The sequence below is a fragment of the Burkholderia sp. BCC1640 genome, from assembly GCF_902833125.1.
Classification (GTDB): Bacteria; Pseudomonadota; Gammaproteobacteria; order Burkholderiales; family Burkholderiaceae; genus Burkholderia; species Burkholderia diffusa.
Genome location: NZ_CADFEF010000001.1, coordinates 92,874 through 113,398, shown reverse-complemented (window position 1 = coordinate 113,398; position 20,525 = coordinate 92,874). Strand labels below are relative to the sequence as shown.

The following is a 20,525-nucleotide window of genomic DNA, read 5'->3' as shown; positions in this document are numbered from 1 at the left end:
CATCCCGCCGGGGTGTTTTCATTTGCGCGGCCGAACGGCATGGCGTTCCAGCGACGGCGGCCGCGTGTCGAGCGGTGGCGGCGCGCCGGCGTCGGGAGCGTGGCCATGCCGCGCGAAGAACTGCCGGTATGCGCCGGGCGTCATCCCGCGCGCGGCGAGGAACTGGCGGTTGAAGTTCGCGGCATTCGGAATGCCGCAGCGCGCGGCGACCGTCGCGATCGGCCAGTCGGTGCCCACCAGGTGGCGGCACGCATGCGCGAGCCGCAGCCGTTGCACGTAGCGGCCGACACTTTCGCCGAGGTGCCGCACGAACAGCCGCTGCAGCGTGCGTTCGGACATGTGCGCGACGGCGGCGAGCGCGTCGATGCGCAGCGGCTCATGGAAGCGCCGGTCGATCGCGTCGAGCACGCGGTCGAGGCGTTCGGCTTCGGGTGCGGCCGAGTCGGCCGATGACGCGGCTGCGTCGGGCCGGCCGTAGGCCTGGGCGGTGGCGAGCGGTTCGCCGCCGGCTTCAGCGAGATCGGCGAGCGTGTCGAGTGCGGCCGCGAGGCGGACGCGCGGCGATGAGTCGAGCAACTGCGGCAACCGCGCGCGCATCGCGCGGGCTGTCTCGGCGTCGAATGCGAGACCAGGCGCCGCGCGACGCAGCAGCGAGCGCAGCGGCGCGTACTCGGGGCAGCAGTCGGCCATGCGCCGTGCCCAGTCGCCGTCGAACCAGACGACGAGCGCGACTTCCGGCGCGTCACGATCGATGCGCGCATTCGACGACCACGTGTGCGGCAGGTTGGGCGGGACGAGCACCAGGTCGTCGTCCCCGTAACGGGCAACATGATCGCCGACGAAGCGCCGGCCTCGGCTGTTCAGCGTCAGCGTCAGTTCGTATTCGGGATGTCGATGCCATTCGAACGGAATGTGCGCGAGTTGACGGTGATACACGCGAATCGAACAGCCGGGGGCGAACGTCACATGCTCGTATTGCGGCTTCATCGCGACCTCCGGTCGAGCGGGGCAGCGCGCCGTGGCATGATCGTGATCGATCGTCACGACGGAGCGATGCCATGTTTTCACATGTTTGCGTAGGCGTCAGCGATACCGCGCGCGCGTACGACTTCTACGCGCCGCTGTTCGCGGAGCTCGGGCTGCGTCTGAAGTTCAGCGAGCCGGACGGCTGGTCGGGCTGGATGCCGGCCGATGCCGACCGGCCGCTGTTCTTCTTCGGCTGGCCCCTCGACGGCCGCGCGCCCGAACCGGGCAACGGCCATACGATCGCGTTCGACGTGGCGACGCGCGCGCGGGTCGACCGCTGTCATGCGCTCGCGCTGCAGCAGGGCGGCACCTGCGACGGCCCGCCGGGGCTGCGGCCGCACTATCACGCCGACTACTACGGCGCGTATTTCCGCGACCCGGACGGCAACAAGCTGTGCGTGGTCTGCCATCGCCCCGAGTAGCGAGTGGTTGTCGGGATTGTATCGATAGTTGACCGGATAGTGTCGATGACGGCGCCGCGTCGGCCGTACGCTGAATGCTCGACACGACACACGATTCAGCGAGGAGACGACGATGCACCTGACGATTGACGATCTGCCGGCCGCGGTCCGCACGGCGAAACGGGCGCTGCGCGCCGATCTGCCCGGGTACGCGGCCACGTTCCGCGAGCTGGAGGGCGATATCGCGCGGCAGGTCGACGCGATCCGCCGCGCGCACGCGCAAGGCCGCGACGTGATTCCGGTGCTGCGATTCGCGGATATCGCGAACGACACCGTCGATCCGCGGGCGATCGCCGCGATCCGTGCGCATGGCGCGGCGGTGATCCGCGGTGTGTTCGACGCGCAGCAGGCGCGCGACTGGAACGACGAGATCGGCGCCTATCTGGACGCGAACCGCTTCGCCGAGCGGCTGCATGCGCGCGCCGAGGACCGATACTTCGGTAACCTCGCGTCCGGCAAGCCGCAGATCTACGGCGTCTACTGGTCGAAGCCGCAGGTGGCCGCGCGCCAGTCGCCGGCCCTCACGCGGGCACGCGTGTTCCTGAACCGGCTGTGGCGTCATGCGGACGGCGCGCGCACGCATTTCGATCCCGACCAGGTGCAGGCCTACGCGGACCGGATCCGCCGCCGGCCACCGGGCTCGACGTCGCTCGGGCTGTCGCCGCACGTCGACGGCGGCTCTGTCGAACGCTGGCTCGGCGCGAATTTCCGGCAGGTCTACCGCCACGTGCTGGCCGGCCACTGGCGCGATTACGATCCGTTCGACGCCGCGTTTCGCCCGGACGTCGAGGAGATTCCGTCGCCGGCCGTGTGCTCGATGTTCCGCACGTTCCAGGGCTGGACTGCGCTGACGCCGCAAGGGCCCGGCGACGGCACGCTGCAGCTGATCCCGGTCGCGAACGCGATGGCGTACGTCGTGCTGCGTGCGCTGCAGGACGACGTCGCCGACGACGACCTGTGCGGCGCGCGTCCGGGGCGCGCGCTGTCGATCCTGCCCGAATGGCATGCGCTGCTGCTCGACGCGCTGGTGCCGATCCCGCACATGGAGCCGGGCGATGCGGTGTTCTGGCATGGCGACGTCGTGCATGCGGTCGAGGATGCGCATCGCGGCAGCGGCGACAGCAACGTGATGTACATCGCGGCCGCGCCCGGTTGCGCGAAGAACGATGCGTACCTCCAGCGCCAGCGGCTCGCGTTCCTGCGCGGCGACAGCCCGCCCGATTTCCCGGCCGATCATTTCGAGGTCGATTTCGACGGACGCGGCGGCGAGGGCGATCTGACGGCGCTGGGGCGTGCGCAAATGGGGTTCGCGCCTGTCGCCGCATAACGGATGCAGCGCATGGACGCGTCGGTCGCTCCGGCATCCGCGTACGGTGCGTTTGCGCCGCGCACGCCAGCCGTCTGCCGAATCCGCTGCGTCACGCACGCAATTCGACGCGATCGGCTGCGGGCACGCCCGAATTCGACGCGAATTGCGCAATTTGGCTTCCGATAATGGTCCGGACACAACGCAGCTGCCCCGCGCGCCGCACGGGGCAGCGTGACCATGGAGGAGTCGATGCAATTCACGCAAGCGATCGTTCGCCGTCCCGCGCCGTCCTGCGGCGCGGGTCTCACCACCGCCGCGCTCGGCGCGCCCGACTACGACAAGACGCTCACGCAGTTCCACGCATACTGCGACGCGCTGCGCGGCCTCGGTGTCGAACTGACCGAACTGCCGCCGCTGGACGCGTTTCCCGATTCGCACTTCGTCGAGGACGTCGCTGTCGTCACCCCCGAATTAGCGGTGATCACGCGCCCCGGCGCACCCGCGCGGCGCGGCGAGACGGCGCATATCGAAGCGGCGCTCGGCGCGCATCGCGACCTGCTGCCGATGCAGGCGGGCCGCCTCGACGGCGGCGACGTGATGCTCGTCGGCAAGCGCTTCTACATCGGCCTGACGAGCCGCACCGATGCCGAGGGCATCGCCGCGTTCGAGTCGCTGGTGTCGCGCTACGGCTACTCGGTCGTCGCGGTGCCGGTCGGCGCCGGCCTGCATCTGAAATCGGTGGTCAACGCGCTCGGCGACGACACGCTGCTCGTGACCGAGGCGCTGGCCGAGCATCCGGCGTTCGCCGACTATCGCCGGATCGCCATCTCGGCCGCCGATGAATACGCGGGCAACACGCTGCGCGTGAACGGCACGCTGATCACACCGGCCGGCTATCCGCGCGTGCACGACGCGATCGGCTCGCTCGGGCTGCCGCTGCACGTGATCGACACGAGCGAGTTCCGCAAGATGGACGGCGGCCTGACCTGCCTGTCGCTGCGCTTCTAGCCGATTGGCGCGCGGCCGCTTCGGCCGGATAATGTGGCCCCCGCGCGGAACTGGAGCAGACGCTCCACGCGCCAGCCACCACCCGACCGGAGCGAACGCGGATGACCGACAAGAAGATGCAGCTCGACAAGATCGACCTCCGGATCCTCGACATCCTGCGCACCGACGGACGGATTTCGTACCGGAAGCTGTCGGAGCTCGTGAACCTCACGCCGCGCCCATGTCAGGCGCGCGTGGAGCGGCTCGAGGCGCTCGGCGTGATCGAAGGCTATCGCGCGGTGATCAAGGCGCCGCGCGCGACCAAGCCGATCGTCGTGATCGCGCAGATCGTGCTGGCCGACCACGGGCGTTCGCAGGCGCCGTTCGAGGACGAGATGCGGAACAACCCGGCGGTGCTCGACTGCTGGCTCGTCAGCGGCACGTTCGATTTTCTCGTGCGGCTCGCGTGCGAGGATCTCGACGAATACCGGCGGATCGCGAACATGTGGCTGGAAAGTCAGCGGTTCCGGATCGAGAAGATCGTGACGACGGCCGAGCTGCAGGCGATCAAGCGCAGCGTCGTCTGACGCGGTCGTGTGCGTCCGGGCCGCCGGCATCGGACGCGCGGCCCGGCGAACAGGACCGTTCTTCGACGCGAATAACCGGGCCAATCGGTTGGTATTCCGAATCAATTGGAGCGGACCGAATCCAATCAGGGTGAACACTATGGATGCTTTGCAAGCGGCAGTGGAGACGGCCGCACCGTCCGGAACGGCGCTGAAGCGCCGGCTGCAGAGTCGCCACATCGCGATGATCGCGATCGGCGGCTCGATCGGCACGGGGCTGTTCGTCGCGTCGGGCGCATCGGTCGCGCAGGCGGGGCCGGGCGGCGCGATCGCCGCGTATGTCGCGATCGGGCTGATGGTCTACTTCGTCGTTACCGGGCTCGGCGAGATGGCCGCGCTGATGCCGGTGTCGGGCTCGTTCGCGATCTACGGCGAGAAGTACGTCGACGAAGGCTTCGGCGTCGCGCTCGGCTGGACCTACTGGTACAGCTGGGCGGTGACGATCGCGATCGAACTCGTCGCCGGGCAGATCGTGATGCGCTACTGGTTTCCAGCCGTGCCGGGCGTGTGGTGGGGCGCGGGCTTCCTGGTGCTGATCTTCCTGCTGAACACGCTGTCGGTGCGCGGCTTTGGCGAATCCGAATACTGGTTCTCGCTGATCAAGGTCGTCACCGTGATCGCGTTCATCGCGGCGGGGTTGTTGATCGCGGCTGGCCTGCTCGGCAACGGGCATCCCGTCGGCTGGCGCAACTTCAGGACCGGCGATGCGCCGTTCGTCGGCGGCGTGCACGCGATGATGAGCGTTGCGCTGATCGCGGGCTTCTCGTTTCTCGGCACCGAGCTGGTCGGGATCACGGCCGGCGAATCGGAAAACCCGCGCAAGACGATCCCGCGCGCGGTGAAGCAGATCTTCTGGCGGATCATGCTGTTCTACGTGCTCGCGATCTTCGTGATCGGCCTGCTGGTGCCGTACACCGACCCGAACCTGCTGAAGAGCGACGTGACCGACATCGGCGTGAGCCCGTTCACGCTCGTGTTCAGCCATGCGGGCTTTCCGCTCGCCGCGGGCGCGATGAACCTCGTGATCCTGACGGCCGTGCTGTCGGCCGGCAACTCCGGCACGTATGCGGCGACGCGGATGCTGTACAACCTCGCGGCGGAAGGCCGTGCGCCCGCGATGTTCGCGACGCTGTCGCCGGGCGGCGTGCCGCGCAACGCGCTTTACGCGACGATGGCGGTGGGCGGGCTGTGCTTCCTCACGTCACTGACCAACAACCAGCGCATCTATCTGTGGCTGCTCAATACGGTCGGCATCACCGGCTTTATCGCGTGGCTCGGCATCGCGGTCTGCCACTACCGGTTCCGCAAGGGCTTTCTGAAGCAGGGCTACCGGCTCGATCAGCTGCCGTATCGCGCGAAGTGGTTCCCGTTCGGGCCGTTGTTCGCGATCGCGATCTGCATCGTGATCTCGCTCGGGCAGGATTACCAGGCGTTCTTCGCCGCTCGCATCGACTGGATGGAAGTGCTGTCGATCTATGTGTGGATTCCGCTGTTCGTCGCGATCTGGTGGGCGTATCGCCGCGCGCGCAAGAGCCGGCTCGTGCGGTACGAGCAGATGGAGATCGGGCCGTGGCTGACGCGCCCGGTCGGCGACGCGGGGGAAACGCGCGAGCGGTCGTCGCGCGGCGCGTAGCGTGCATGCGGCCGCGGGCCGGGATACCATCGCCTTCGCGTAGCGTGCCGGACAGGGCCTCCGGCACGTCGCGCGTTTCCCGATCGATTCCGCGTCCAGCACACAACATGACAATACAGCCGAACCGCGTTTCTTCCTCTTCATTCGTTTCCGCCGCCAGCGTGCGCGAGCTTGCCGATGCCGTGCGCACGGCCGAACGCCGCGCTGTCGATCTGGCCGACGACGCGCTCGCGCGTCTCGCGTCGATCGCGCCGCTCAATGCGATGGTGCACGTCGATGGCGAACTCGCGCGCCGCACGGCCGAGCACGTCGATGCGCGCGTCGCCCAGGGCGACGTGTTACCGCTTGCCGGCGTGCCGTTCGTGATCAAGGACAACCTCGATACCGCCGGGATGCCGACGCTCGGCGCGAGCCCGGCGGTGAACGGCTATCGGGCGGCCTCGGACGCGCTGACCGTGCGGCGTCTGCTTGACGCCGGCGCGGTGCCGCTCGGCAAGGCGAACATGCACGAGCTTGCGTTCGGCATCACGAGCGGCAACCGGCACTTCGGCGCCGTCGGCAATCCGCAGGATCCGCGGCGTATCGCCGGCGGGTCGAGCGGCGGCACGGCGGCGGCCGTCGCGGCCGGTATCCCGTTCGGTCTCGGTACCGATACGGGCGGCTCGGTGCGGATTCCGGCCGCATTCTGTGGTGTCTACGGATTGCGGCCGTCCGCGCAGCGCTATTCGGCGCACGGCGTGCTGTCGCTGTCGCCCACGCGCGACACGGTGGGGCCGATCGGACATGGCATCGACGATCTGCTGCTGCTCGACGCGGTGCTGACGCGCGACGACAGCATCGCGACCGCGCCCGAGTGGCCGCAGTTGCGCATCGGCGTGCCGGGTGCACCGTATTTCGACGCGCTCGATCCAGGCGTCGCGAGCTGCATCGAGCGTGCGCTCGCGTCGTTCGCGGCGGCCGGCGCGACGCTCGTGCCGTTGCCGGCGATGCCGCTGCACGAGGCCAGCGAAGCATGCGGCTTTCCGCTCGTCGGATACGAGGCGAACCATTACTGGCGCCGCTTCGCGGCGGAACGGCTCGGCATCCCGTTCGACACGTTCGTCGAGCGGATCGCGAGCGACGACGTGCGCGCGATCTTCCGGTCGTTCGTGTCTACGCCAGTCGATGCGCAGGCGTATGCGGACGCGATCGGGTGCCGTCGGCGTCTCGTGCGCTGGTACGACGACGCGTTCGGTACGCCGGTCGACTGCATCGCGATGCCGACTGTGCCGGGCGAGCCGCCGTCGCTCAACGACACGGCCGCGATGACCGCCGCGCAGGATGCGGCGCTGTTCGCGCGCGTCGCACGCCAGACTTCGCCGGCGACGCTCGCCGGCGTGCCGTCCGTCTCGATCCCGGCCGGACGCTCCCCGCAAACGGCGCTGCCGGTCGGGCTGATGCTGGAAGGGCCATGGGGCGGCGATCGCCGTCTGCTCGCGATCGCCCGGCGGATCGACGCGCTGCTGCGGGACGATGCGGCGCGCGCGTGAGTCGCCGCGCGCCTGCCACGTTCACGCCGGGTTCAGGCGAGATATGCCTTCATGAAGTCGACCCATGCACGTACTTTCTGCGGTACGTGCGGGGTCGACGGGTACAGCGCATAGACGGCCTGCGGCGGAAACCGGTAGCCGGGGAGCGCATCGACCAGCGCGCCGCTCGCGAGATCGTCTCGCACGAGCCATTCGGGCAGCAGTGCGACACCGCTGCCTTGCCGCGCGAGCACGCGCAGGACCGACGCGTTGTCGACCACGACGCGCGGCTTGGCACCGGGCCGGAACGCGTGCGGGTTGCCGTCGCGATCGGCGAGCGGCCACGTGGCGATGCGCTCGAGCCGCGTATGGCCGAGCTGCGGCAGCCGGGCGAGCGTGTCCGGCGACTCGATGTGCGACAGGCCGGCCGCGGCGAGCAGTGACGGCGCGATCACGGGCCGCACTTCGTACGTCGCGAGGCACGCGCCGCGGTACGGCAGATCCTGGAACTGTTCGAGGCGGCCGAGCCGGATCGCCACGTCGACGCGCTCGCGCACCAGATCGACCTGCGACGCATGCGTTTCGAGCCGCACGCGCAGCGCGGGATGCCGCTGCATGAACGTGTGCAGTGCGGGGGCGACGACCATCGTCCCGTACTCGACGGTTGACGTCACGCGCAGCACGCCGTGCATCCCGCCATGCTCGCTGCGCGCGTCCTCGATCGCGCTTTCGGCTTCCTCCAGCACGCGCAGGCAGCGCGCATGGAAGCGCTCGCCCGCGTCGGTCAGCTCGACGCGCCGCGTGGTGCGCGTGAGCAGGGTGACGCCGAGCTCGGCTTCCAGCTGCTTGATGTTGAAGCTCACCGCGGCCCGGGCCTGGTTCAGCTGGGCGGCGGCGGCCGTAAACGACCCTGCTTCCACGACGGCGCGGAAGACAGCGAAACGATCGAGACTCACCATGGCGTGTCGGATCCGAGACGGAAAACCGACATGGTGCCCTGATTGTCAAAATTTTTCGACCAGTCCTGCCGTCCGGCCGGGCTTATCGACGTGCGCGGCGAACCTTACACTGCGGCGTTTCGTTCGTCTTCCGCCGCCATGACCGATCGCTCGAAAATCGCCGCCGTCTATCTGCTCGGGTTCGCGATCGACCTCGCCAACATGTTCGTCATCAACGCCGCCTATCCGACGATCCAGCGCGAGCTGCACGCGTCGGTCGCGCAGCTGGCGTGGATCGGCAACGCGTACGTGCTCGGGCTGACGGTCGTGATCCCGCTCGGTACGTGGCTCGCGCGCCGCTTCGGCGAGCGCCGGCTGCTGATCGCGTCGCTGCTGCTGTTCGCGCTCGGCAGCCTCGGCGTCGGCCTGTCGGCGTCGATCGGCGCACTGCTGGCATGGCGGCTGATCCAGGGGCTCGGCGGCGGATTGCTGATCCCGGTCGGGCAGACGATGGCCTATCGTGCGTATCCGCCCGATGCGCGGGCGCATCTGACGTCGATCGTGATGATGGTCGCGCTGCTCGTGCCGGCGCTGTCGCCGGCGCTGGGCGGCGTGGTCGTGGATCGCGTGTCGTGGCGGGCGATCTTCTTCGGAATGCTGCCGCTCGCCGCGGTCACGAGCATGCTCGCGTTCGCGTGGCTGCCGGCCGACGAACCGGACGGCAGTCCGCCGGCGCTCGACGTGCGCGGCCTCGGGCTGAGCGCCGCGGCGCTCGTTGCGCTGCTGCTCGGCCTGACGTTCGCGGGACAGCCGGGCGCGGGCCGCGACGCGTTCGTTCCGCTCGCGATCGCGCTCGTCGCCGGTGGAGCGTATGTCGCGCACGCGCGCCGGGCTGCCGCGCCGCTGCTCGACCTGCGCCTGGTTGCGCAGCCGCTGCTGCGGATCGGGCTGATCGTCTACCTGTGCGTGCCGGGCGTGTTTACCGGCGTGAACCTCGTCGCCGCGCTGTATCTGCAGAACGCGCTCGGGCTCAGTGCGACGCATACGGGCGCGCTGATGGTGCCGTGGGCGATCGCGTCGTTCGCCGCGATCGCGACGACGCGCCGTTGTTTCCCGAAGTGGGGGCCGAAGCCGCTGTTCATGTGCGGGATTGCGATCGACGCGATCGGGATCGTGTTGCTCGCGACCCCGCTTGCAGGTTTCGAGGCCGGGCGCGTGCTCGCGTTCGTCGCGATGGGGCTCGGCGCCAGCATGTGCACGAGCACGTCGCAAAGCGCGGCGTTTCTCGATGTCCCCGCCGCGCGAATGGGCGACGCGAGCGCGCTGTGGAACATCAACCGGCAACTGAGCTTCTGTCTCGGCGTCGCGGTGCTGGGCAGCGCGTTGAACTTCCTGCTGTCGATGCACGGGGACGACGGGCGGCTGCCGTACCAGCAATGTTTCGGCCTGGCAGCGCTGGCGACGCTGCTGCCGCTGCCGTTCGTCGCGCGCCTCGCCGCGCACCGTGCGCCCGCCGGGCGTGCGGCTTCTCAACGTTCGTGAGTTTCGAGATGAATTCGTCAAACCCGTTTTTCCAGGAAGTGGTCGACGCGCACGTCGACATCGAGCAATGGTTGTCCGGCAGCGCGGCGCGCGACGGGCTCGCGCCGCTGCTCGCGCGCTTTTCGCGGGACTTCTCGATGATCTCGCTGCATGGGCATGCGCTCGATTACGCGGATATCGACGTCCTGTTCTCGCGCGGCTTCGGCGCGCGGCCCGGCCTGCGGATCGCGATCGACGAACTGCACGAAGTGAGCACGTGGCAGGGCGGCTCGACGATCGCCTATCGCGAGACGCAGACCGACGCGGCAGGGCGGCGAACGGTGCGCCGTTCGACCGTCGTGTTCGAGCGCGACGCGGATGGCCGCATCGGCTGGCTGCGCTTGCACGAGACGCCGGTGACGGGCTGACCGTTACCCGCAACGCCTGACGCCGCCGCGCGGCGGCAGGCACATGCTCCTCCGAGCGGCATACCAACCAGAAACCTGAGAGATGACAATAAAAGCAATCGACATCGCGCGTCGCGAGGACGCGCGGCCGCATCGCGTCCGCAGTCGGGGGCGCGCATGACGGCACCATCGTTCACCGATGCGGTGGCTTCGCTCGTGCGCGATACCGAGGTGCACAAGGACCTCTATCTGTCGCCGCGCATCTTCGAGCTGGAGATGCGCCATCTGTTCTGGAACACGTGGGTCTATGTCGGCCATGTCAGCCAGATTCCGGCCACGGGCGACTATGTGACGACGACGATCGGCGCCGAGCCGGTCGTGATGGTGCGCCACGTCGACGGTTCGGTGCGGGTGCTGCACAACCGCTGTTCGCACAAGGGCACGCAGCTGGTGACGGATGCCTCCGGCAATACGGGCACATTCTTCCGCTGCCCGTACCACGCCTGGTCGTACCGGACCGACGGCAGCCTCTACGCGATTCCGCTGCGGCGCGGCTACGAAAACACGGGCTTCGAGACGTGCGAGGCGAGCAAGGGCATGCAGGCGGTCGGCGCGACCCATGAGCATCGCGGTTTCGTGTTCTGCCGCCTGAGTCAGTCCGGTGTCGATTTCCATGCGTACTTCGGCGATGCGCTGTCGTCGCTCGACAACCTCGTCGATCGTTCGCCGGAAGGGCGCGTGGAAGTCGCGGGCGGCGTGTTCCGCTACGTGCACGGCTGTAACTGGAAGATGCTGGTCGAGAATCAGACCGACACCTGCCATCCGATGGTCGCGCACGAGTCGTCGGCCGGCACGGCCGTGCGCGTGTGGGAGCGCGACGGCACGCAGCAGGCGAAGCCGATGGCGGTCGAGCTGCTGGAGCCGTTCATCCAGCCGCACGCGTTCTTCGAGCAGATGGGGTTGCGCGTGTGGCCCAACGGACATGGTCACACCGGCACCGCCGATTCGATTCACGCGCGCTACACGCCCATTCCCGGCTATCACGAGAAGATGACCGCGGCTTACGGCGAAGCGCGCGCCGCGCGGATTCTCGGCGAGGTGCGTCACAACACGGTGCTGTTTCCGAATGCGATGGTGAAAGGGCCGATCCAGATCCTGCGCGTGTTCAAGCCGCTGGCGGTCGACCGCACGCTGGTGGAGTCGTGGTCGTTTCGTCTCGTCGGTGCGCCCGATTCGCTGTTCGAGCGCACGCTCGCCTACAACCGCCTCATCAACGCGCCGACGTCGATCGTCGCGCACGACGATCTCGAAATGTACGAACGCGCCCAGCGCGGCCTCGCCACGCAGGCGCGCGACTGGGTGCACGTCGGGCGGCTGTTCGATCCCGAGGAGTTCGCGCAGCCGACGTCGGAGACGAACGGCACCAGCGAACAGCAGATCCGCAACCAGTTCCGGGCATGGCTGCAGTTCATCGCGCCGGTATCGACGCAGGAGGCCGCCGATGCGCGTATTTCCGCACGATGAGCTCGTCGCGTTCGTGTATCGCGAGGCACGCCTGCTTGACGAGCGGCGCTACGAGGAATGGCTCGCACTTTATGCGGACGACGCGCGCTACTGGATGCCGCTGTCGCCGGACCAGCCCGACACCGGGCTGCACGGCGCGCTGATGGACGAGGACCGGCTCCTGCTGCGCATCCGCATCGAGCGGCTGGCCGGGCGCCGGACGTTCTCGCAGCAGCCGGCGAGTCGCGGTCATCATCTGCTCCAGCAGCCGCACGTCGATCGGGCCGACCACGAACGCGGCGCCTATGTGCTGCGCACGCCGTTTCATTACGTCGAAACGCGACGCGACGAGCAGACGCTGTTCGCCGGCTGGTACACGCATGAACTCGCGGTATGCGACGACACGTTGCGCATCCGCGTGAAGCGTGTCGATCTCGTCAACGCCGACGCGCCGCTCGGCAGCATCCATCTGCCTGTCTGATCGCGTGCGGCCAGCACGTCCCTTTTCGTTCCCGACCACATGAACGCTCCTGAATTCCTGCCGCGCACGTTGCCGTACATCGACACGCTGTACGACTACGGCGCCTTCCTGTCCCGCACCGGCGGGCATCTCGGCACGCTGCCGGCGCAGCGCGCACGCGACGCGCGGATCGCGATCGTCGGCGCGGGCGTCGGCGGCCTGGTCGCCGCCTGCGAGCTGCTGCGCGCGGGGGCACGGCAGGTCGTCGTGTTCGAGGCGAACCGCGCGCGCGTGGGCGGGCGCCTGCTGTCGCAGTCGATCAATCCGGACCATCCGCACCTGCTCGCCGAAATGGGCGCGATGCGTTTCCCGCCGTCGCAGGCCGCGCTTTACCACTATCTCGAGCGGTTCGGCGTCGACAGCGCATCCGCGTTTCCCGATCCGGGCATCGTCGACACCGAGATCCACTACCAGGGCCATGCGTACCACTGGCCCGCGGGCGATGCGCCACCCGCGCTGTTCGACCGCGTCGACCGCGGCTGGCGCGCGTTCATTCGCGACGGCGTGCGGCTCGACGACGGCACGCAGCTGCCCGCACCGGCCGAACTGACGGCGCTGCTGCGCGCGCACCGCTACGACGATGCGCGGCATGGCTGGCAGCAGTACATCGACCGCTTCGGCGACGAGTCGTTCTACTCGGCGATCGTCAAGATCTTCACGGGCGCGACGCCGCCGGGCGGCGCGCGCTGGCGCAAGGGCGAGGACCTGCGCCTGTTCGGCACGCTCGGCATCGGCTCGGGCGGCTTCCAGCCGGTCTATCGCGCATCGTTCCTCGAAATCCTGCGGATCGTGGTCAACGAGCTCGAAGTCGACCAGCGGTTGATCCCGGCCGGCATCTTCGCGCTCGCGCAGGGGCTGCTCGACGATGGCGGGGACGGTGCGCGAGTGCGCGATTGCATCGTCCACGCGGCCGTGCGGCACGTGGCGAAGCAGCCGGACGAGACCTTTGCGCTCACGCTCGACGACGGATCGACGCAGATATTCGACCGCGTGATCGTCGCGACCACGACGCGCGCGATGCAGGTCGGCATGGGCATCACCGGCATCGCGAACCTGTTCGCGCCGAACGTCGTTCGCGCGATCAACGAGACGCACATGGTCAGCTCGTCGAAGCTGTTCGTGCTGACCCGCGACAAGTTCTGGCTCAAGCACGGGCTGCCGCACAACATCCAGACGGATACGCTGGCGCGCGGCATCTACTGCCTCGACTACGCGCCCGACGATCCCGACGCACACGGCGTCGTGCTGATCAGCTACACGTGGGAGGACGATTCGCACAAGATCCTGTCGCTCACCGACAAGGTCGAGCGGTTCAAGCGTCTCGTGGCCGAGATCGGCATCGTGTCGCCGGCGTTCGCCGCGCACCTGCGTCCGCTCGACGACGATTACGCGCGCAACGTCACGAGCCACGACTGGTTGTCGGACCGCTACGCGCTCGGTGCATTCAAGCTGAACTATCCGGGCGAGGACATTCACTCGCAGGCGTTGTTCTATCAGTTCCAGACGGCCGCCGATCCGTCGTCGGACCGTGGCATCTACCTGGCCGGCTGCTGCTGTTCGTTCACGGGCGGCTGGATCGAGGGCGCGGTGCAGACGGCAATTAACGCAGCGAGCGCGGTGATCCGCAGTCTCGGCGGGACGCTCGCCGACGGCAATCCGCTCGACGCGATGCGCAGCCGCTATCGCTACGGCGACTGACGCGGCGTGCGGCGCTACTTGTCCAGCTCCGGATAGTGCCGGAAGATCCCCATGTCGTTGAACGGGATGCGGCGCGCCGACTCCAGATAGCGCGCGACGGGCGGATGCCGTGCAACGCGGTCGTGCAGGCCGACGAGCCCCGCGACCTTGCGCTCCGCGCGCTTCATCGCCTTCGGGAACGCGTAGCGCAGCCCTTCGATCAGCTGAAACATCGACAGGTCCGCATAACTGAGCGCGCCGCCGGCGATATAGCCGCCTTTGTGCGGATTCTGCTCCAGCACGCGATCGAAGTAGCCGAGGAACTTCGGCAGGCGGTGCGCGAGGAAATCGGCCGCGCGCTCGGCGGCCTCGGCCTTCTGGTCCTCGTAGTACAGGCCGCTGCCGATCGGGTGATGCGTGTCGTGGATCTCGGTGACGAAATCGGCGACGGTCAGCTGGAGCTGATGCACCCACAGCCGTCCGGCTTCGTCGGCGGGCGCGAGACCGAGCCGTGCGCCGAGAAACAGCAGGATGTTCGCGGTCTGTCCGACGAGCACGTCGCCGGCCTTCAGGAACGGCGGTGCGAACGGCACGCATTCGGTCTTCGTGCTGTCCATCAGCCGCATCATTGCCTGTACACCCATGCCGCGCCCCGATTCGCGCGCGACGTCGACATAGTCGGCCTCGGCCGCCTCGAGCGCGAGCCGCACGTATTCGCCGCGACCCTGGATCTCGGGCCAGTAATAGAGTTCGTAACGCATGCCGTGCTCCTGTCCGGTCGATGCGCCGGGCGATGGGCGCATCGCGATGGTGGGGAGGGCGGCCGCGCCGCCCGTTGCGAATAGACAGTCTAGGAGATCGTGCGGGAAGCGCGGTGCTTGGCGCGCGTCATGCACCGCGCCCGTCGCGCTCGCCGCCTTCGGGGCCGTAGAAGAACACCCAGGTCGAGAAGTCGTCGGAGAAGCCGACGAAACGGTGCGACGCGAATGCGGGGACGAACACCACGTCGCCCGCCGCGACGCCGCATTCGCGTCCGTCGACGACGAAACGGGACGTGCCGGTGGCGATCACGTAGACCTCGTCGCGCGTATGCGGCGTCTGCAGGTCCTCGCCGCGCGGCCGGTACAGCTCGACGTCGAGCGTGCCGTGGCGAAACAGTGTCGTGAACGGCGTGCCTTCATCGTCGAGGCGGGCGAGCGATTCGTTGATGCCGAGCTTCATCGTCGTGGGCTCCGGTTCCGGACCGTGGGGACAGGCAGACGTACGTCGTCCCATCGTATGCCGGAATCCGCCTCGAGGCGAACATCGCGAGCACGGGGCGTCGCGGCGTCCGATGCTGCCGTTTGGCTGGTAATGCCGATACAGGTATTGGCACTACCAGCCAAACCACTGTTTTTAATGGGTTTTTTCGCGCCGGGCCTGCGCCGTGGCGCGTTCTGCGTGGCATAATCGACCGCATCCGCAAGGCTTGTAGTCACAACGACCCCGCATACCCATGGCACAGACTCTCTACGACAAACTGTGGAATACCCACGTCGTCCACACCGAGGACGACGGCACGGCATTGCTCTACATCGACCGTCAGCTGCTGCACGAAGTCACGAGCCCGCAGGCATTCGAAGGGCTGAACGTCGCGCACCGCCCGGTGTGGCGCATCAGCGCGAACCTGGCCGTGTCGGACCACAACGTCCCGACCACGGATCGCAGCCACGGCATTGCCGATCCGGTCTCGAAGCTGCAGGTCGACACGCTCGACGCGAACTGCGACGCGTTCGGCATCACGCAGTTCAAGATGAACGACGTGCGCCAGGGCATCGTGCACATCATCGGGCCGGAGCAGGGCGCGACGCTGCCGGGCATGACGATCGTCTGCGGCGATTCGCACACGTCGACGCACGGCGCGTTCGGCGCGCTTGCGCACGGCATCGGCACGTCGGAAGTCGAGCACGTGCTCGCGACGCAAACCTTGCTGCAGAAGAAGAGCAAGAACATGCTCGTGAAGGTCGAGGGTGTCCTGCCGCGCGGCTGTACCGCGAAGGACATCGTGCTCGCGATCATCGGCAAGATCGGCACGGCCGGCGGCACGGGCTATGCGATCGAATTCGGCGGCTCGACGATCCGCGCGCTGACGATGGAAGGCCGGATGACCGTCTGCAACATGGCGATCGAAGCCGGCGCGCGCGCGGGCATGGTCGCCGTCGACGACACCACGATCGATTACCTGAAGGGCCGTCCGTTCGTGCCGACCGGCGCGGAATGGGACCAGGCCGTCGAGTACTGGCGCGAATTCAAGTCCGACGAAGGCGCGCAGTTCGACCGCGTCGTCGAGCTGAACGCGGCCGAGATCGTCCCGCAGGTCACGTGGGGCACGTCGCCGGAAATGGTCACGTCGATCGACGGTCGCGTGCCCGATCCCGAGCGCGAAAAGGATCCGGTCAAGCGCGACGCGATGGAACGCGCGCTGGCCTACATGGCGCTCGAGCCGAACACGCCGATCGAGTCGATCAAGGTCGACAAGATCTTCATCGGTTCGTGCACGAACGCGCGCATCGAGGACATCCGCGCGGCCGCGTACGTCGTGAAGAAGCTGAATCGCCGCATCGCATCGAACGTGCGCCTGGCGATGGTCGTGCCGGGCTCGGGCCTCGTGAAGGCGCAGGCCGAGCGCGAAGGCCTCGACAAGGTATTCACGGACGCGGGCTTCGAATGGCGCGAGCCGGGCTGCTCGATGTGCCTCGCGATGAACGCCGACCGGCTCGATCCGGGCGAGCGCTGCGCATCGACGTCGAACCGCAACTTCGAAGGCCGGCAGGGCGCGGGCGGTCGCACGCACCTGGTGAGCCCCGCGATGGCGGCGGCGGCGGCGATCGAAGGCCATTTCGTCGACATTCGCAAGCTGGGGTAACGCGTGACGGCATCGAAGCTCATCGCGCGGCTGGTTGCCGCGCTGGCGCTCGCGGGGCTGGGCTTCGGCCTTGCGGGCTGCAATACCGTCCGAGGCTTCGGCCAGGACGTCAATGCCGCCGGCAACGCGCTGCAGCGCGCCGCGGAGTGACATCCGCCGAGAATTTGTCGATGTGCGCCGGCTGAATGCCGGCCCTTCAACCGGATAGACGGATCATGGAAAAATTCAATGTGCATACCGGCGTCGTGGCGCCGCTCGATCGCGAGAACGTCGACACCGACGCGATCATCCCGAAGCAGTTCCTGAAGTCGATCAAGCGCACGGGCTTCGGTCCGAACGCGTTCGACGAATGGCGTTACCTCGATCACGGCGAGCCGGGCCAGGACAACTCGAAGCGCCCGCTGAACCCGGACTTCGTGCTGAACCAGCCGCGCTACCAGGGCGCATCGGTGCTGCTCGCACGCAAGAACTTCGGCTGCGGCAGCTCGCGCGAGCACGCGCCGTGGGCGCTGCAGCAGTACGGCTTCCGCGCGATCATCGCGCCGAGCTTCGCCGACATCTTCTTCAACAACTGCTACAAGAACGGGCTGCTGCCGATCGTGCTGACCGAGCAGCAGGTCGATCACCTGTTCAACGACACGTACGCGTTCAACGGCTATCAGCTGACGATCGACCTCGACGCGCAGGTCGTGCGCACGGGCGACGGCCGCGAGTATGCGTTCGACATCACCGCGTTCCGCAAGTACTGCCTGCTGAACGGTTTCGACGACATCGGCCTGACGCTGCGTCACGCGGACAAGATCCGCCAGTTCGAAGCCGAGCGGCTTGCGAAGCAGCCGTGGCTCAACAACAAGCTGGTCGGCTGAGATTGCCTCCGGGCGGGCGCGCATGACGCGCGCTCGCCGACCTGCCACTCATACCTACCCAGTCAGGAATAACGCATGAAGATTGCAGTGCTGTCCGGCGACGGCATCGGTCCGGAAATCGTCAATGAAGCGGTCAAGGTGCTGAACGCCCTCGACGAGAAGTTCGAACTCGAACAGGCGCCGGTCGGCGGCGCGGGCTACGAGGCGAGCGGTCATCCGCTGCCGGACGCGACGCTGAAACTCGCGAAGGAAGCCGACGCGATCCTGTTCGGCGCGGTCGGTGATTGGAAGTACGACTCGCTCGAGCGCGCGCTGCGCCCCGAGCAGGCGATCCTCGGGCTGCGCAAGCATCTCGAGCTGTTCGCGAACTTCCGCCCGGCGATCTGCTATCCGCAACTCGTCGACGCGTCGCCGCTGAAGCCGGAGCTGGTCGCGGGCCTCGACATCCTGATCGTGCGCGAGCTGAACGGCGACATCTACTTCGGCCAGCCGCGCGGCGTGCGCGCCGCTCCCGACGGCCCGTTCGCCGGCGAGCGCGAGGGTTTCGACACGATGCGCTATTCGGAACCGGAAGTGCGCCGCATCGCGCACGTCGCGTTCCAGGCCGCGCGCAAGCGTGCGAAGAAGCTGCTGTCGGTCGACAAGTCGAACGTGCTCGAAACGTCGCAATTCTGGCGCGACATCATGATCGACGTGTCGAAGGAATACGCGGACGTCGAGTTGTCGCACATGTACGTCGACAACGCAGCGATGCAGCTCGCGAAGGCGCCGAAGCAGTTCGACGTGATCGTGACCGGCAACATGTTCGGCGACATCCTGTCGGATGAAGCGTCGATGCTGACGGGCTCGATCGGCATGCTGCCGTCGGCGTCGCTCGACAAGAACAACAAGGGCCTGTACGAGCCGTCGCACGGTTCGGCGCCGGACATCGCGGGCAAGGGCATCGCGAACCCGCTGGCGACGATCCTGTCGGCCGCGATGCTGCTGCGCTACTCGCTGAATCGTGCGGAGCAGGCCGATCGCATCGAGCGCGCGGTGAAAACGGTGCTCGAACAAGGCTATCGCACGGGCGACATCGCGACGCCGGGTTGCAAGCAGGTCGGTACGGCGGCGATGGGCGACGCGGTGGTCGCCGCGCTGTAATGCGGTAATGCAGTGAATTGTAGAAAGGGCGCGAACGGGCCGCGAAATCGGCCGGTTCGCGCGTGGTTGGCCGTTGTGCGGCCAACCGGCTTTGTGTAGACTCGAACGATGGCGCTGATTTCCCTGATCTCCCCGGTCCTGAAACTCCACGGCAACAATGCCCCTGCGGGTACGCGCGCCATCGTCATCACGAAAACCATTACCACGAAAACGATCATTAAACGCTGATCGTCCGTCGTGCCCGCCTGTTTCCCCGCGCGGTCACGCCGGGGGCGGAAATGGCGGGGAAGCTCCATTCAAAGGGTTAGTCATGAACGTAGGTCTCGTAGGTTGGCGCGGCATGGTCGGCAGCGTGCTGATGCAACGCATGCAGGAAGAAGGTGATTTCGACCTGATCGAACCGGTGTTTTTCAGCACCAGCAACACGGGCGGCAAGGCGCCGTCGTTCGCGAAAAACGAGACTACGCTCAAGGACGCGACCAACGTCGACGAGCTGAAGAAGTGCGACGTGATCATCACGTGCCAGGGCGGCGACTACACGAACGACGTGTTTCCGAAGCTGCGCGCGGCCGGCTGGAACGGCTACTGGATCGACGCGGCCTCGTCGCTGCGGATGCAGGACGACGCGGTCATCATCCTCGATCCGGTCAACCTCGACGTGATCAAGGACGCGCTCGTCAAGGGCACGAAGAACTTCGTCGGCGGCAACTGCACGGTCAGCCTGATGCTGATGGCGCTCGGCGGCCTGTTCCGCGAGAACCTCGTCGACTGGATGACGGCGATGACCTACCAGGCCGCATCGGGCGCGGGCGCGCAGAACATGCGTGAACTGCTGTCGCAGATGGGCGCGCTGCACGGTTCGGTGCAGGAACAGCTCGCCGATCCGGCTTCCGCGATTCTCGACATCGACCGCCGCGTGCTCGCGACGATGAACAGCGATGCAATGCCGACGAGCCAGTTCGGCGTGCCGCTCGCGGGTTCGCTGATTCCGTGGATCGACAAGGATCTCGGCAACGGGATGTCGAAGGAAGAGTGGAAGGGCGGCGCGGAAACCAACAAGATCCTCGGCAAGCCGGCCATGGGCGAGCCGGGTTCGATCCCGGTCGACGGGCTGTGCGTGCGGATCGGCGCGATGCGCTGCCATTCGCAGGCGCTGACGATCAAGCTGAAGAAGGACGTCCCGCTGGACGAAATCAACGGCATCCTCGCGTCGGCGAACGACTGGGTGAAGGTCGTGCCGAACGAGCGCGAAGCCTCGATGCGCGACCTGTCGCCGGCGAAGATCACCGGCACGCTGACGGTGCCGGTCGGTCGCCTGCGCAAGCTCGCGATGGGCGGCGAATACCTGTCGGCGTTCACGGTCGGCGACCAGCTGCTGTGGGGCGCGGCCGAGCCGCTGCGCCGCATGCTGCGCATCCTGCTCGACAAGTAAGGATCGGGCTGCGCTGCGCGCCCCGTCGGCGCGCGACGCGAAACGCCTGTCTGCCCTTCGCGG

At 67.7% G+C, this 20,525-nt stretch carries 21 protein-coding genes; 17 read left to right on the top strand and 4 right to left on the bottom strand.

Annotation, left to right across the window (positions count from 1 at the left end):
• Window positions 1-18: 18 nt before the first annotated feature.
• Complete coding sequence (locus HWX25_RS00525) at window positions 19-987, bottom strand: AraC family transcriptional regulator (RefSeq protein WP_059525641.1); 969 nt, start codon at window positions 985-987, stop codon at window positions 19-21.
• 71 nt (window positions 988-1,058) lie between these two features.
• Between HWX25_RS00525 and HWX25_RS00520 the strand changes: the two genes are divergently transcribed.
• The 6 genes from HWX25_RS00520 (at window position 1,059) to iaaH (ending at window position 7,571) form a co-directional block, all read left to right on the top strand.
• Window positions 1,059-1,448, top strand: coding sequence for a VOC family protein (locus HWX25_RS00520; protein WP_175906455.1), 390 nt, complete (start codon window positions 1,059-1,061; stop codon window positions 1,446-1,448).
• Between the two features lie 112 nt (window positions 1,449-1,560).
• Window positions 1,561-2,814, top strand: a complete 1,254-nt coding sequence (locus HWX25_RS00515) for a DUF1479 domain-containing protein (RefSeq protein ID WP_175906453.1) — start codon at window positions 1,561-1,563, stop codon at window positions 2,812-2,814.
• Window positions 2,815-3,045: 231 nt separating this feature from the next.
• Window positions 3,046-3,804, top strand: a complete 759-nt coding sequence (locus HWX25_RS00510) for an amidinotransferase (RefSeq protein ID WP_175906451.1) — start codon at window positions 3,046-3,048, stop codon at window positions 3,802-3,804.
• Between the two features lie 101 nt (window positions 3,805-3,905).
• Entirely contained in the window at window positions 3,906-4,370 is a 465-nt protein-coding gene (locus HWX25_RS00505) for an Lrp/AsnC family transcriptional regulator (protein ID WP_059524722.1), read from the top strand.
• A gap of 139 nt (window positions 4,371-4,509) precedes the next feature.
• Window positions 4,510-6,042: an amino acid permease gene (locus tag HWX25_RS00500; RefSeq protein WP_175906449.1), complete on the top strand. Its 1,533-nt coding sequence runs from the start codon at window positions 4,510-4,512 to the stop codon at window positions 6,040-6,042.
• Between the two features lie 107 nt (window positions 6,043-6,149).
• Entirely contained in the window at window positions 6,150-7,571 is a 1,422-nt protein-coding gene (gene iaaH / locus HWX25_RS00495) for an indoleacetamide hydrolase (protein WP_175906447.1), read from the top strand.
• 32 nt (window positions 7,572-7,603) lie between these two features.
• On the opposite strand, the gene HWX25_RS00490 is transcribed toward iaaH, so the two are convergent.
• A complete protein-coding gene (locus tag HWX25_RS00490) occupies window positions 7,604-8,509 on the bottom strand; it encodes a LysR family transcriptional regulator (protein ID WP_124628505.1) in 906 nt (301 codons plus the stop codon).
• Window positions 8,510-8,647: 138 nt separating this feature from the next.
• Between HWX25_RS00490 and HWX25_RS00485 the strand changes: the two genes are divergently transcribed.
• From HWX25_RS00485 to HWX25_RS00465, 5 genes are all read left to right on the top strand, one after another.
• The gene (locus HWX25_RS00485; RefSeq protein WP_175906446.1) at window positions 8,648-10,030 is read left to right on the top strand and encodes an MFS transporter; all 1,383 of its coding nucleotides are present in this window, start codon (window positions 8,648-8,650) and stop codon (window positions 10,028-10,030) included.
• A gap of 8 nt (window positions 10,031-10,038) precedes the next feature.
• Window positions 10,039-10,437 (top strand): hypothetical protein, encoded by a 399-nt coding sequence (locus tag HWX25_RS00480; RefSeq protein ID WP_059818794.1) that lies wholly within the window; start codon window positions 10,039-10,041, stop codon window positions 10,435-10,437.
• Between the two features lie 156 nt (window positions 10,438-10,593).
• Window positions 10,594-11,940: an aromatic ring-hydroxylating dioxygenase subunit alpha gene (locus HWX25_RS00475; RefSeq protein ID WP_175906444.1), complete on the top strand. Its 1,347-nt coding sequence runs from the start codon at window positions 10,594-10,596 to the stop codon at window positions 11,938-11,940.
• Window positions 11,918-12,400 (top strand): aromatic-ring-hydroxylating dioxygenase subunit beta, encoded by a 483-nt coding sequence (locus HWX25_RS00470; RefSeq protein ID WP_059524736.1) that lies wholly within the window; start codon window positions 11,918-11,920, stop codon window positions 12,398-12,400. The genes HWX25_RS00475 and HWX25_RS00470 overlap by 23 nt, the downstream gene beginning before the upstream one ends.
• Window positions 12,401-12,439: 39 nt before the next feature.
• Window positions 12,440-14,137 (top strand): NAD(P)/FAD-dependent oxidoreductase, encoded by a 1,698-nt coding sequence (locus tag HWX25_RS00465; protein WP_175906441.1) that lies wholly within the window; start codon window positions 12,440-12,442, stop codon window positions 14,135-14,137.
• Window positions 14,138-14,151: 14 nt separating this feature from the next.
• Here the strand turns inward: HWX25_RS00465 and HWX25_RS00460 are convergent, their stop codons facing one another.
• On the bottom strand, window positions 14,152-14,877 hold the full coding sequence (locus tag HWX25_RS00460; RefSeq protein ID WP_175906439.1) for a glutathione S-transferase: 726 nt from the start codon (window positions 14,875-14,877) through the stop codon (window positions 14,152-14,154).
• 127 nt (window positions 14,878-15,004) lie between these two features.
• Window positions 15,005-15,337 (bottom strand): cupin domain-containing protein, encoded by a 333-nt coding sequence (locus HWX25_RS00455; RefSeq protein ID WP_175906437.1) that lies wholly within the window; start codon window positions 15,335-15,337, stop codon window positions 15,005-15,007.
• Window positions 15,338-15,611: 274 nt separating this feature from the next.
• On the opposite strand from HWX25_RS00455, the gene leuC reads away from it, so the two are divergent.
• The 6 genes from leuC to asd all read left to right on the top strand — a co-directional run bounded on the left by leuC (window position 15,612) and on the right by asd (window position 20,462).
• On the top strand, window positions 15,612-17,021 hold the full coding sequence (gene leuC, locus HWX25_RS00450; protein WP_175906436.1) for a 3-isopropylmalate dehydratase large subunit: 1,410 nt from the start codon (window positions 15,612-15,614) through the stop codon (window positions 17,019-17,021).
• A gap of 3 nt (window positions 17,022-17,024) precedes the next feature.
• Window positions 17,025-17,171 carry an entericidin A/B family lipoprotein gene (locus HWX25_RS00445; RefSeq protein ID WP_059450800.1) on the top strand — a complete coding sequence of 49 codons (147 nt, stop codon included), beginning with the start codon at window positions 17,025-17,027 and terminating at the stop codon, window positions 17,169-17,171.
• 65 nt (window positions 17,172-17,236) lie between these two features.
• Window positions 17,237-17,887 carry a 3-isopropylmalate dehydratase small subunit gene (leuD, locus tag HWX25_RS00440; protein ID WP_059524742.1) on the top strand — a complete coding sequence of 217 codons (651 nt, stop codon included), beginning with the start codon at window positions 17,237-17,239 and terminating at the stop codon, window positions 17,885-17,887.
• A 75-nt stretch (window positions 17,888-17,962) separates the two neighbouring features.
• On the top strand, window positions 17,963-19,030 hold the full coding sequence (gene leuB, locus HWX25_RS00435; RefSeq protein ID WP_175906433.1) for a 3-isopropylmalate dehydrogenase: 1,068 nt from the start codon (window positions 17,963-17,965) through the stop codon (window positions 19,028-19,030).
• A 108-nt stretch (window positions 19,031-19,138) separates the two neighbouring features.
• Window positions 19,139-19,258 (top strand): 3-isopropylmalate dehydrogenase, encoded by a 120-nt coding sequence (locus tag HWX25_RS33325; RefSeq protein ID WP_244138718.1) that lies wholly within the window; start codon window positions 19,139-19,141, stop codon window positions 19,256-19,258.
• An 82-nt stretch (window positions 19,259-19,340) separates the two neighbouring features.
• Window positions 19,341-20,462, top strand: a complete 1,122-nt coding sequence (asd, locus tag HWX25_RS00425; protein ID WP_059466419.1) for an aspartate-semialdehyde dehydrogenase — start codon at window positions 19,341-19,343, stop codon at window positions 20,460-20,462.
• Window positions 20,463-20,525: the final 63 nt, after the last annotated feature.

Coding starts and splice junctions, on each gene's coding strand:
- HWX25_RS00525 (WP_059525641.1), bottom strand. CDS start 987: ATGAAGCCGCAATACGAGCATGTGACGTTCGCCCCCGGCTGTTCGATT.
- HWX25_RS00520 (WP_175906455.1), top strand. CDS start 1,059: ATGTTTTCACATGTTTGCGTAGGCGTCAGCGATACCGCGCGCGCGTAC.
- HWX25_RS00515 (WP_175906453.1), top strand. CDS start 1,561: ATGCACCTGACGATTGACGATCTGCCGGCCGCGGTCCGCACGGCGAAA.
- HWX25_RS00510 (WP_175906451.1), top strand. CDS start 3,046: ATGCAATTCACGCAAGCGATCGTTCGCCGTCCCGCGCCGTCCTGCGGC.
- HWX25_RS00505 (WP_059524722.1), top strand. CDS start 3,906: ATGACCGACAAGAAGATGCAGCTCGACAAGATCGACCTCCGGATCCTC.
- HWX25_RS00500 (WP_175906449.1), top strand. CDS start 4,510: ATGGATGCTTTGCAAGCGGCAGTGGAGACGGCCGCACCGTCCGGAACG.
- iaaH (WP_175906447.1), top strand. CDS start 6,150: ATGACAATACAGCCGAACCGCGTTTCTTCCTCTTCATTCGTTTCCGCC.
- HWX25_RS00490 (WP_124628505.1), bottom strand. CDS start 8,509: ATGGTGAGTCTCGATCGTTTCGCTGTCTTCCGCGCCGTCGTGGAAGCA.
- HWX25_RS00485 (WP_175906446.1), top strand. CDS start 8,648: ATGACCGATCGCTCGAAAATCGCCGCCGTCTATCTGCTCGGGTTCGCG.
- HWX25_RS00480 (WP_059818794.1), top strand. CDS start 10,039: ATGAATTCGTCAAACCCGTTTTTCCAGGAAGTGGTCGACGCGCACGTC.
- HWX25_RS00475 (WP_175906444.1), top strand. CDS start 10,594: ATGACGGCACCATCGTTCACCGATGCGGTGGCTTCGCTCGTGCGCGAT.
- HWX25_RS00470 (WP_059524736.1), top strand. CDS start 11,918: ATGCGCGTATTTCCGCACGATGAGCTCGTCGCGTTCGTGTATCGCGAG.
- HWX25_RS00465 (WP_175906441.1), top strand. CDS start 12,440: ATGAACGCTCCTGAATTCCTGCCGCGCACGTTGCCGTACATCGACACG.
- HWX25_RS00460 (WP_175906439.1), bottom strand. CDS start 14,877: ATGCGTTACGAACTCTATTACTGGCCCGAGATCCAGGGTCGCGGCGAA.
- HWX25_RS00455 (WP_175906437.1), bottom strand. CDS start 15,337: ATGAAGCTCGGCATCAACGAATCGCTCGCCCGCCTCGACGATGAAGGC.
- leuC (WP_175906436.1), top strand. CDS start 15,612: ATGGCACAGACTCTCTACGACAAACTGTGGAATACCCACGTCGTCCAC.
- leuD (WP_059524742.1), top strand. CDS start 17,237: ATGGAAAAATTCAATGTGCATACCGGCGTCGTGGCGCCGCTCGATCGC.
- leuB (WP_175906433.1), top strand. CDS start 17,963: ATGAAGATTGCAGTGCTGTCCGGCGACGGCATCGGTCCGGAAATCGTC.
- HWX25_RS33325 (WP_244138718.1), top strand. CDS start 19,139: ATGGCGCTGATTTCCCTGATCTCCCCGGTCCTGAAACTCCACGGCAAC.
- asd (WP_059466419.1), top strand. CDS start 19,341: ATGAACGTAGGTCTCGTAGGTTGGCGCGGCATGGTCGGCAGCGTGCTG.